This window comes from Serratia sp. NFX21, from assembly GCF_048517035.1.
In the GTDB taxonomy this organism is placed as follows: domain Bacteria; phylum Pseudomonadota; class Gammaproteobacteria; order Enterobacterales; family Enterobacteriaceae; genus Serratia; species Serratia quinivorans.
Map to the genome: position 1 here is coordinate 1266890 of NZ_CP183196.1, position 11635 is coordinate 1278524.

At 56.0% G+C, this 11635-nt stretch carries 10 protein-coding genes; 6 read left to right on the forward strand and 4 right to left on the reverse strand.

Going from position 1 to position 11635, the window contains the following annotated elements:
* The first annotated feature begins 9 nt into the window (after positions 1-9).
* The 6 genes from mazG (at position 10) to ACNT1W_RS05895 (ending at position 7295) form a co-directional block, all read left to right on the forward strand.
* A complete protein-coding gene (gene mazG, locus ACNT1W_RS05870; RefSeq protein ID WP_012005241.1) occupies positions 10-804 on the forward strand; it encodes a nucleoside triphosphate pyrophosphohydrolase in 795 nt (264 codons plus the stop codon).
* A 367-nt stretch (positions 805-1171) separates the two neighbouring features.
* A complete protein-coding gene (pyrG, locus tag ACNT1W_RS05875) occupies positions 1172-2809 on the forward strand; it encodes a glutamine hydrolyzing CTP synthase (protein ID WP_012005242.1) in 1638 nt (545 codons plus the stop codon).
* Between the two features lie 81 nt (positions 2810-2890).
* Positions 2891-4186: a phosphopyruvate hydratase gene (eno, locus tag ACNT1W_RS05880; protein WP_012005243.1), complete on the forward strand. Its 1296-nt coding sequence runs from the start codon at positions 2891-2893 to the stop codon at positions 4184-4186.
* A 299-nt stretch (positions 4187-4485) separates the two neighbouring features.
* The gene (locus tag ACNT1W_RS05885; protein ID WP_419246512.1) at positions 4486-5676 is read left to right on the forward strand and encodes an NAD(P)/FAD-dependent oxidoreductase; all 1191 of its coding nucleotides are present in this window, start codon (positions 4486-4488) and stop codon (positions 5674-5676) included.
* 10 nt (positions 5677-5686) lie between these two features.
* Positions 5687-6058, forward strand: a complete 372-nt coding sequence (locus ACNT1W_RS05890) for a hypothetical protein (protein ID WP_012005245.1) — start codon at positions 5687-5689, stop codon at positions 6056-6058.
* A gap of 46 nt (positions 6059-6104) precedes the next feature.
* Positions 6105-7295 carry a methionine gamma-lyase gene (locus ACNT1W_RS05895; protein ID WP_419246513.1) on the forward strand — a complete coding sequence of 397 codons (1191 nt, stop codon included), beginning with the start codon at positions 6105-6107 and terminating at the stop codon, positions 7293-7295.
* Between the two features lie 35 nt (positions 7296-7330).
* On the opposite strand, the gene ACNT1W_RS05900 is transcribed toward ACNT1W_RS05895, so the two are convergent.
* The 4 genes from ACNT1W_RS05900 to ACNT1W_RS05915 all read right to left on the reverse strand — a co-directional run bounded on the left by ACNT1W_RS05900 (position 7331) and on the right by ACNT1W_RS05915 (position 11607).
* Positions 7331-8854 (reverse strand): HAL/PAL/TAL family ammonia-lyase, encoded by a 1524-nt coding sequence (locus ACNT1W_RS05900; protein ID WP_419246514.1) that lies wholly within the window; start codon positions 8852-8854, stop codon positions 7331-7333.
* Between the two features lie 10 nt (positions 8855-8864).
* Positions 8865-9722, reverse strand: a complete 858-nt coding sequence (locus ACNT1W_RS05905; RefSeq protein WP_115183277.1) for a quaternary amine ABC transporter ATP-binding protein — start codon at positions 9720-9722, stop codon at positions 8865-8867.
* A gap of 5 nt (positions 9723-9727) precedes the next feature.
* Positions 9728-10573 carry an ABC transporter permease gene (locus ACNT1W_RS05910; RefSeq protein ID WP_012005249.1) on the reverse strand — a complete coding sequence of 282 codons (846 nt, stop codon included), beginning with the start codon at positions 10571-10573 and terminating at the stop codon, positions 9728-9730.
* A 68-nt stretch (positions 10574-10641) separates the two neighbouring features.
* Entirely contained in the window at positions 10642-11607 is a 966-nt protein-coding gene (locus ACNT1W_RS05915) for an ABC transporter substrate-binding protein (RefSeq protein WP_112362963.1), read from the reverse strand.
* Positions 11608-11635 lie beyond the last annotated feature (28 nt).

Consider the following 11635-nt stretch of genomic DNA (forward strand, 5'->3'; position numbering starts at 1 on the left):
GACTTCGTCATGACCCAATCTTCTCCGTTACAACGCTTGCTGAACATCATGAGAACGCTGCGCGATCCGCAGGCCGGTTGCCCGTGGGACCGCAAGCAGACCTTTGCCACTATCGCCCCTTACACGCTGGAAGAAACCTATGAGGTGCTGGATGCCATAGAGCGCCAGGACTACGGCGATCTTCGTGACGAACTGGGTGACCTGCTGTTCCAGGTGGTGTTTTACGCCCAGATGGGCCAGGAGCAGGGGCTGTTTGACTTCGACGAGGTCTGCAATGCCATCAGCGACAAGCTGGAACGCCGTCATCCGCATATCTTTGGCGAAGCCGATGCAGCAGACAGTGAGGCCGTTGCGGCGCGCTGGGAGCAACTGAAAGCCGGTGAGCGCGCCGAGAAAGAGCTGCATTCGGCGTTGGATGATATTCCGCAGGCGCTGCCGGCGTTGATGAAGGCGCATAAAATTCAGAAACGCTGTGCCTCGGTCGGTTTTGACTGGCACACCCTGGGGCCGGTGCTGGACAAGGTGTACGAAGAGATTGACGAAGTGATGCATGAAGCGCGGCAGGCGGTAGTCGACGAACAGAAGCTGGAAGAGGAAATCGGCGATCTGCTGTTCGCCACGGTGAATTTATCGCGTCATCTTGGCCACAAGGCAGAAAACGCGCTACAGGCCGCCAATCGCAAGTTCGAACGCCGTTTCCGTCAGGTGGAAGAAATTGTCAAACAGCGCGGGCTACAGATGGGCGAAGCTACGCTGGAGCAGATGGAAGAGGCGTGGCAACAGGTTAAACGCCAGGAAAACTAATCAGCAGCAGTGCTGTCCTATGATTATCGCAATGTTGATCGGCGACAAGATTTACGCAAGCTGAAACGGTTAAGCTCAGGGTTATGGTTTGCTGAACTGTGGTCCGCCGACAGTAAAACGCCAACAAACTGAATTCTAAGGCGTTTTATTATCTCGAAAGGGCGGTAAATTGAATTTTTCTGTGCTAACTCATTGTTTTAAAAAGAGCGTTTCTAGCGGGCCGAAAGAGTAAACCCGGATGAACTCCCGAGGGGAAAAGAGATGATGGACAGTAAAACGATCGTTTGTAGGTCTGAAGAGGTTCGGGTATACTACTTTCCCGTCTTGGTTCTTCCATCGTCTTTAAACCTAAACTCTCAGGTTCAGCATGACAACTAATTATATTTTTGTGACCGGCGGGGTCGTATCCTCTCTGGGTAAAGGCATTGCCGCAGCCTCTCTGGCGGCTATTCTTGAAGCCCGTGGCCTCAACGTTACCATCATGAAACTGGACCCGTACATCAACGTGGATCCGGGCACCATGAGCCCGATTCAGCATGGGGAAGTTTTCGTCACCGAAGACGGCGCAGAAACCGATCTGGATTTGGGTCACTACGAGCGCTACATCCGTACCAAAATGTCGCGTCGCAACAACTTCACCACCGGTCGTATCTACTCCGACGTTCTGCGTAAAGAACGCCGTGGCGACTATCTGGGCGCAACCGTACAGGTTATTCCGCACATCACCAACGCGATCAAAGAGCGTATCCTCGAAGGTGGCGAAGGTCACGACGTGGTATTGGTGGAAGTTGGCGGTACCGTGGGCGATATCGAATCGCTGCCGTTCCTGGAAGCCATTCGTCAGATGGCCGTGGAAGTGGGCCGTGAGCACACCCTGTATATGCACCTGACGCTGGTGCCGTACCTGGCCGCTGCCGGTGAAGTGAAAACCAAACCTACCCAGCATTCCGTAAAAGAGCTGCTTTCCATCGGTATTCAGCCTGATGTGCTGATTTGCCGTTCCGATCGCGCCGTTCCTGCTAACGAACGTGCAAAAATCGCACTTTTCTGTAACGTGCCGGAAAAAGCGGTTATCTCCCTGAAAGACGTTGATTCTATTTATAAAATCCCAGGCCTCTTGAAATCTCAGGGGCTTGATGATTATATTTGTAAACGATTCAGCCTCAATGCGCCGGAAGCCAACCTGGCCGAATGGGAGCAGGTGATTTACGAAGAAGCCAATCCGGGCGGCGAAGTGACCATAGGTATGGTCGGCAAATATGTAGAACTGCCGGATGCCTATAAGTCGGTAATTGAAGCTTTGAAACACGGCGGCCTGAAAAATCGTCTGACCGTGAACATCAAGCTGATCGACTCGCAGGATGTGGAAACCCGTGGCGTAGAAGTGCTGAAAGGTCTGGATGCTATCCTGATCCCGGGCGGCTTCGGTTACCGTGGTGTGGAAGGCAAGGTGATGACCGCGCGTTACGCGCGTGAAAATAACATCCCTTACCTGGGCATCTGCCTGGGGATGCAGGTGGCACTGATGGAGTTCGCCCGTAACGTGGTGGGTATGGAGAACGCCAACTCTACCGAGTTTGTGCCAGACTGTAAGTACCCGGTGGTGGCGTTGATCACCGAGTGGCGCGACGAAGACGGCAACGTCGAAGTGCGTACTGAAGAAAGCGATTTGGGTGGCACGATGCGTGTCGGTGGCCAGCAATGCCACCTGACCGACAATAGCCTGGTGCGTCAGATGTACGGCGAACCGACCATTGTTGAACGTCATCGTCACCGTTATGAAGTTAACAACATGCTGTTGAAGCAGATCGAAGCCGCCGGGCTGTTGGTTGCCGGCCGTTCCGCAGACAACAAGCTGGTTGAGATTATCGAACTGCCGAATCACCCGTGGTTTGTAGCATGTCAGTTCCACCCGGAATTTACTTCGACGCCGCGTGATGGTCATCCGTTGTTCGCCGGCTTTGTGAAGGCCGCTGGTGAGTATCAGAAGCGCCAGGTGAAATAAAATATTTGGTAGGCGGCGCGCGGTGAGAACCGCGCGCTGTTTGTCTGGAGTTTTAGTTTAACTTGTACTGAGGAAAACCTAATGTCCAAAATCGTTAAAGTCATCGGTCGTGAAATCATCGACTCCCGCGGTAACCCGACTGTTGAAGCCGAAGTGCATCTGGAAGGCGGTTTCGTAGGTCTGGCTGCTGCGCCGTCAGGTGCTTCTACCGGTTCCCGTGAAGCACTGGAACTGCGTGACGGTGACAAGTCTCGTTTCCTGGGTAAAGGCGTACTGAAAGCCGTTGCTGCAGTAAATGGCCCGATTGCTCAGGCAGTACTGGGTAAAGATGCCAAAGACCAGGCTAACATCGACAAGATCATGATCGACCTGGACGGCACCGAAAACAAATCCCAGTTCGGCGCTAACGCCATTCTGGCGGTTTCTCTGGCTGCTGCCAAAGCGGCTGCGGCTTCCAAAGGTATGCCGCTGTATGAGCACATCGCTGAGCTGAACGGCACCCCAGGCAAATTCTCTATGCCACTGCCTATGATGAACATCATCAACGGCGGCGAGCACGCTGACAACAACGTCGATATTCAGGAATTTATGATTCAGCCGGTTGGCGCTAAATCCCTGAAAGAAGCCGTTCGCATCGGTTCTGAAGTTTTCCATCACCTGGCCAAAGTGCTGAAGGCCAAAGGCCTGAACACGGCTGTCGGTGACGAAGGCGGCTACGCACCAAACCTGGGTTCCAACGCTGAAGCGCTGGCGGTTATCGCTGAAGCGGTAAAAGCAGCAGGCTACGAGCTGGGCAAAGACGTGACCCTGGCAATGGACTGTGCGGCTTCCGAGTTCTACAAAGACGGTAAATACGTACTGGCCGGCGAAGGCAACAAAGCCTTCACTTCCGAAGAGTTCACTCACTTCCTGGAAGACCTGACCAAACAGTACCCAATCGTGTCCATCGAAGATGGCCTGGACGAATCTGACTGGGATGGTTTCGCATACCAGACCAAAGTGCTGGGCGACAAAATCCAGCTGGTGGGCGACGACCTGTTCGTTACCAACACCAAGATCCTGAAAGAAGGCATCGAGAAAGGCATCGCTAACTCCATCCTGATCAAATTCAACCAGATCGGTTCTCTGACCGAAACTCTGGCTGCTATCAAGATGGCGAAAGACGCAGGCTACACCGCGGTGATCTCTCACCGTTCAGGTGAAACCGAAGACGCAACTATCGCAGACCTCGCGGTAGGTACTGCGGCTGGCCAGATCAAAACCGGTTCCATGAGCCGTTCTGACCGCGTTGCCAAATACAACCAACTGATCCGTATCGAAGAAGCGCTGGGTTCACGCGCACCGTTCAATGGCCTGAAAGAAGTTAAAGGTCAGTAATAACGGTTTGATTCGTTGTTAAATAAAAACCCGCTGCGGCGGGTTTTTTTATAGGTGTTATTCACTTAACTATAATTACAGTCAGTTATAGTGAGTTATTAATTTATTTTTTGTGGTTTTTAAGCCTATAATTTAATTATAATAATAAAATTCCTATTCATAAATTCCTTTTTAAATTGCTTTATATCTTTTAGTTACTAGACTGCCAGTAGGGCAGAGTGTTTATCCTCCGTCGTCCTGCCTCAGTTCGTTTCCCATAACATGGCTGCCGACCCGTAGGCCGGCTGGGCGAGGGTTTGATGCGAAACAGGATTGTGATTGTCGGTGGTGGCACTGGCGGGACTATATTGGCTAATTTACTGGCGGCGAAATTACACTGGGAGATATTGAATAATAAAGTTGAGTTATTAATGCTTTCGGACTCTCCGGTTCATTATTATAAACCCGCTTTTATGTACGTGGCCTTCAACGCTTTTTTTAAGCAGGAGTTGACCCGCTCTCAACAAAGTCTGCTGCGCCCGGAAATAAAATTTATTGTCGATAAAGCCGAGCGTTTTGATTTATCCCAAAGGGTCATTAACTGTCAAAGTGGTAAACATTACTCCTATGATTTTCTGGTGTTTGCCACCGGCTGTGTGCCCTGGCCGGATCGTATCGACGGGCTGGCGCAGGCGGGCGATCATTTCTATCAATATCAGGCCGCCCGACAGCTGGCGCAAAAGCTGGCAACGATTGAGAAAGGCCGAATTTTTATTACCGTCTCCTTCCCCGAAACGCCTAACGTGCCGCATCAGTGCGGCATTGCCCCGATAGAAACCACGCTGATGCTCGATGATTACCTGCGTCGACGCGGGGTGCGCAAGGCGATCGAAATTGTTTATACCTATCCCAGCGTCTCGCAGCTGCTGCGTAACTGCCTGTTTTTGCAACGCCCGACCGCCGAAGCCTTGCCCGGTATCTTCGCAGCGCGTGATATCCGTCATCAGCGTGGCTTTACTCTCAGCCGGGTGGACGCGCAGCAGAAAGTCGCTTACTCCGCCGAGGGAGAAGAACAGCCGTTCGATATTCTGATGGCCACGCCGCCGATCCGCGCCGTAGAAGCGGTGCGCAATACCGACCTCAGCGAGGGTAATAATGGCGAAGGGTGGCTGCCGACCGACCACCAGACATTACAGGTTTATGGTCAACAGGGGGTTTATGTCATCGGCGATACGGTGGATCTGCCGGTCAGCAAGGCCGGTGGCTCTTGCCACAATCAGGCGCCGGTGATCGCCGACAATATCGTGGCTGAACTGCGGCTGGGCCAGACCGTCAGCCACTATGACGGCAAGGTGCAGGCGATCGCTCAAATGGGGCTACAGGCCGGTATGCCACTGGTTTACGACTATCGCCACGATGTGCTGCCGACGCCGTCAACCAAAGTAGGCGGCATGCTGCGCAACGGCTTTAATCGCGGGCTGTATTGGGCAACGGTACGCGGGCTGATTTAACGGAGAGCTTATGAACGCATCTGAACAAGCATCCCTGGCACCCTTGCTGGACAAGCTGCAGCCACTGCTGGCCGGTGGGCGGCTCGATAACGTGGTCGATTTATTGTCACTGCTGTCGGACCTGGTGGATATCGCCGATAACGCACTTGTGGAAAAGTTGGCCGGCGTGTTTGAAGGCCTGGTGGCGGCAGGCTGGGAAGGGGGAATGGCGTTGAAGATGGCGCATACCGAGCTGCAGTCAGATCCGTCGTCTGCTAATTTTCGCTCGCTGTATGCCCTGTTACGTCAGCCGGATACCTTGCTGGGTCTGATGCTGGTACTTCGCACCCTGCAAATCATCGGCCAGCGGGTACGCAGCAGCGCGTTACCGCCGGACGTTTAAGCGAAATCATTGGAATTGCTTTCACTCACTCAGGAAAGGAGTTGTCATGTCTGTCACATTTAGGCACGGTTTTGCCACACGTGCGATCCACCATGGCTACGATCCCCAGCAATATCTGGGAGCGCTCTGCCCGCCGGTGTTTATGAGTTCGACCTTTACCTTCCCGACGGCGGAATACGGCGGTGCCTGTTTTGCCGGTACTGAGCCAGGTTATTTTTATTCGCGTATTGCCAATCCGACGGTCAATCTGCTGGAACAGCGAATTGCCGATCTGGAGGGCGGGGAGGCGGCGGTGGCCTTTGCCTCCGGCATGGGCGCGATTACCGCCTGCTGCTGGACGCTGCTCAGTCCAGGGGATGAGCTGATCGTCGATGAAACCATTTATGGCTGCACTTTCAGCTATTTTCATCATGGGCTGGCGCGCTACGGCGTGAAAATCACCCACGTTGACCTGACCCGGCCAGAGCGGTTGGCGGCGGCGATAGGCCCGCGTACCCGGCTGGTGTATTGCGAAACGCCGGCTAACCCCAATATGCGCCTGGTCGATATTGCCGCAGTGGCCGAAATTGCTCACCGTCAGGGGGCGCTGCTGCTGGTGGATAACACCTATTGCACGCCGTATCTGCAACGGCCACTGGAGTTGGGGGCCGACATTGTGGTGCATTCCGCCACCAAATACATCGGCGGACACGGTGACTTACTGGCCGGTCTGGCGGTGACGCGTCAGGATCTGGCGCAGGACATCCGTTTGGTCGGGCTGAAGGATATGAACGGGGCGGTGCTGTCGGCGCAGGATGCCGCACTGTTGCTGCGTGGGCTGAAAACCTTGCCGTTACGCATGGAACGCCACTGCGACAACGCTCAACGCCTGGCGGAAATGCTGGCGCAGCATTCGGCGGTGGAACGGGTTTATTATCCCGGTCTGGAGGACTTCCCGCAGTATGTATTGGCGCAGCGGCAAATGGCGCGACCGGGGGGCATGCTGGCCTTTGAATTGAAAGGCGGTATGGCGGCGGGGATCCGCTTTCTCAATGGGTTGAGCCTAATCTTGCGTGCGGTCAGCCTGGGGGATTGCGAGTCTTTGGCCCAGCACCCCGCCAGTATGACTCACTCGGCCTACAGCGCCGAGGAGCGGCAGCGCCACCATATCAGCGATGGTTTGGTGCGGCTGTCTGCCGGACTCGAAGATCCTGACGATCTGCAGGCGGATATCCGTCAGGCGTTGGCCCAGCGCTAAGCACGATGCCCCCGCCCAGAAGGCGGGGGCGGGGATTACAGCAGCGTCGGGGCGATCTCCGCCAGCGCCTGTTCATCCTGTAACAGTGCGGCGCTGCTGGCGATATCCGGTGCTAGCCAGCGGTCCTGATGATAAGGGGCCACTGTTTGCCGCAGCCGTTGCCAGGCACGTTGGGTGCCGTCACCGAAACGGTGCTGCTGCAGGAACTCAAAGGCCTGTGCCGCCAGCAGGTATTCAATCGCCAGGATCTGGTTAATGTTGCCCAGCGCCTTATGCAGCCTTAGCGCCGCCCCGGTGCCCAGGCTGAGGTGATCTTCCTGCAGCGCCGAGGTCACATAATTATCCACCACGCAAGGCTGCGCCAGTTGGCGGTTCTCCGCACACAGCGATGCCGCCACGTATTGAGCGATCATCATGCCTGAGTTCACCCCGGGCTCGCTGACCAGAAATGCCGGTAAGCCACTGACCAGTGGGTTAATCAGCCGATCAATGCGCCGTTCTGCGATACCACCCAGTTCGGCGATGGCAATCGCCAGCAGATCGGCGGCCATGGCCACAGACTCGCCGTGTGGGTTGGCCTGTGACATCACTCTATAGTTGTCCGGCGTGCCGAGCAGCAGGGGATTATCGCTATTGCCGTTCAGCTCGATTTCAATCTGCCGTTCTGCATGAGCAATTTGATCGCGGCAGGCACCGTGCACCTGCGGGATTGAACGGATGCTCAGCGCATCCTGGGTACGAATGCCCTTGCTGGCGGCAATCATCTCGCTGCCGTTCAATAACATCCGCAAATTACTGCCGACCCGTTGCATACCCGGGTGCGGTTTCAGTGCCAGGATTTCGCTGTCGAAGGCGGCGATCTGTCCACCCAGCGCTTCAAAGCTCATCGCCGCGAGCACGTCCGCCCAGCGGGCCAACCGCCAGGCATCGGCCAGCGCCAGGCAGCTCAATCCCGTCATGCACGGCGTGCCGTTGACCAGGCACAGACCATCTTTGGCGCCCAACTGTGGCGGCACAATGCCTTCCTCCGCCAGCGCCTGAGCGGCGGAGACGAGTTGGCCACGGTAGCTGACTTCGCCCAGACCGAGCAGCGCGACGCCGACGTGTGCCATATGGGTCAGATAGCCGACCGACCCTTGCGACGGCACCCGCGGGGTTATCCCCCGGTTAAGCAGTGCCAGCAGCGCTTCAACTACCGGGCGTTGAATGCCGGACTTACCCTGGCAATAGTTGACGATGGCGCAGCAGATAATGGCGCGGGTCTGCTCATCGCTCAGCGGTTCCCCTACGCCGCAGGCGTGACTCATCAGCGTGTTGCGGGACAGTTGCGCCAATTGTTCGCCGTGCAGTGCCTGATTGCATAGCGCCCCCAGGCCGGTATTGACGCCATAGGCACGTTGTTCACTGGCGACAATTTTCTGAACGATGGCCTGCGCATTGTCGATACGCGCCCAGGCAGCGTCAGACAGGTTGAGCGGTGCCTGATATCTGGCTACCGCCACCACGTCTTGCCAGCGCAACGGCAGGTTGTCGAGGGTGACCGAAATAGGGTAGTGCATATTGCTCTCCTCAGGCACGGGCCGCGATCATCGGGCGCGGTTTCTGTACGTTCTCATCCAGCGCCAGACGGCGTTGCACGAAGCGGTTAACATACTCATCGGCCGGGTTGTTAAGGATCTCCTGCGGCGTGCCGACCTGGATCAGTTTGCCGTCTTTGAGGATCGCGATCCGGTTACCGATGCGCACGGCCTCGTCCAGATCGTGGGTGATAAACACCAGCGTCTTGTGCAGCTCTTTTTGCAGCGCCAGCAGTTGATCCTGCATTTCGGCGCGGATCAACGGATCGAGCGCGCTGAACGCTTCGTCCAGCAAAATGATGTCGGTATCGGTGGCCAGCGCACGCGCCAGCCCGACGCGTTGACGCATGCCGCCGGAGAGTTGATGCGGGTAGGATTTCTCATAGCCCTTTAGCCCGACGGTGTTGATCCAATGCAGTGCGCGCTCCTGATACACTTCTTTTGTTTCACCGCGTACTTTCAATCCGTAGGCCACGTTGTCCAGCACTGTCTTGTGCGGCAGCAGGCCAAAGCTCTGGAACACCATGCTGATCTTGTGACGGCGGAAGTGCTCAAGCTGCTTTTCGTCGTAGCGCAGGATATCCTCGCCATCCACCAGGATCTGGCCGCTGGTGGGATCGATAAGCCGGTTGAAGTGGCGTACCAGGGTGGATTTCCCCGATCCGGACAGGCCCATGATCACAAAGATCTCACCGGCTTCGATCGACATCGACAGATCGTGCACGCCGATCACGCAGTCCGTCGCGGCCTGCACTTCCTGCTTGGTTTTACCCTGCTGGCTCATTGCCAGCGCCGCCGTCGTTTTGTGGCCGAAGATCTTGTAGACGTTCTTGATTTCGATTTTGTTCATCGGGGTTACCTCGCAATGGCGGTGCGGCCATAAGCCTGGGTGATACGGTCAATGACTACGGCGAGAATAACGATCGCCAGACCTGCCTCCAGGCCCAGACCGACGTTCAGTGTCTGAATGCCCACCAGCACGTCTTCGCCCAGCCCGCGTGCACCGATCATCGAGGCCACAACCACCATTGACAGCGACATCATGGTGGTCTGGTTGATACCGGCCATGATGCTTGGCAGCGCCAGCGGCAACTGCACGCCGAACAGTTTCTGCCAGCGGTTGGCGCCAAAGGCAGTGACGGATTCCATCACTTCTTTGTCCACCTGGCGGATACCCAAATCGGTCAGGCGGATCAGCGGTGGCGTGGCGTAGATCACCGTCGCCAGAATTGCCGGCACCTTGCCCAGCCCGAACAGCATCAACACCGGGATCAGGTAGACGAAGCTCGGCATGGTTTGCATCACGTCCATCAGCGGCATCATTACTGCCCGTACGCGATCGCTACGCGCCGCCAATATGCCTTGCGGAATGCCGATAATCACCGCCAGCAGCGTGGCGACCAGCACCAGCGCCAGTGTTTGCATCAATTTGTCCCACATCCCTGCGGTACCGACCAGCAGCAACAGGCCGACGATCACTACCGTCGGCAGCCAACGGCGGGTGGCGTGCCAGGCCAGTAGCCCGACCACGGCCAGCATCACCCACCATGGGGTGGCGCGCAGCAGGCTTTCGAGGTGGATCACCGCCCACAGCAAGGTGTCGGAGATCTTGCGGAACATATCGCCATAGTTGTTGACCAGCACGTCGACCCAGCGATTGATCCAATCGGCGATGGAGAAAGTAAAACGATCTGGAAACATAAGTATTTACCCCTGTCAGGCCCGAAGCGCACAGGCTCCGGGTTGGTGTTTACTGAATGCCAAAGCGATTACAAGGAGGCCTGAATTTTTTTCGCTGCGTCTTCGCTGACCCACTGTTTCCAGATTTCCGGGTGCTGCTTGAAGAACTCCAGCGCCAGCTTCTCTGAGCTGATGCGTTCCTTGCTCATGCGCGCCAGATTCTGGTTAATCAGATCAAGCGGCAGATTCACTTTTGACAACACCTGCACCAGTTCAGGCGCCTGCTGGTTAAACACGCTGGAAATACCGACCTTGATGTGGATGTTCTTGTCCACGCCCGGTTCTTCCAGTTTCACCAGATCGAGCTGACCCATGATCGGGGTAGGGGACCAGTAGTAGAACAGGATAGGTTCGCCGCGACGGTAGCTGGAGAGGATCGCGGTATCCAGTGCCGGGCCGGTGCCAGGGCGGAAGTTGGTGAACTTGTCGTCCAGCTTGAATTTTTTGAGGATCGCGGTGTTATCCAGTTCGCAGGTCCAGCCGGCCGGGCAGTTGTAAAAACGGCCTTTGTCCGGTTCTTCCTGATCGCGAAATACCTGCACATATTTGGCCAAATCGGGGATGCTTTTCAGATCCGGCGTCAGCGGTTTCAACTTGCGTTTGGCATCGCCTTCAATCACATAGCGCGGCACGTACCAGCCTTCAACCGCGCCGACAATCGGCGCACCCACGCTGACCGCTTTGCCGGCTTTCTCTGCCTTGTTCCAGACTTCGCTGCGGCCAATCCACTCTTCGGCGAACACCTGAATGTCGTTGGTGCCGACTGCCTGCTCCATGGTGATGGAGTTACCCGGCAGCGCGTCGGTTTTACAGTCGTAACCCTTTTGCAGCACATATTGCATGACGTCGGTCAGCAGCATGCCGCTTTCCCAGTTGAGTCCGGCGAATTTGACCGGCTTGCCGGACTCGCACCAGCCTGCTGCGCGCGCGGACAGGCTGCCTGTCATCAGCCCGAGCGCGATCAGCGGTATCCATAATTTGTGTCGTGTTTGCATAGTGATACTCCACTTTAATGACGAAGAG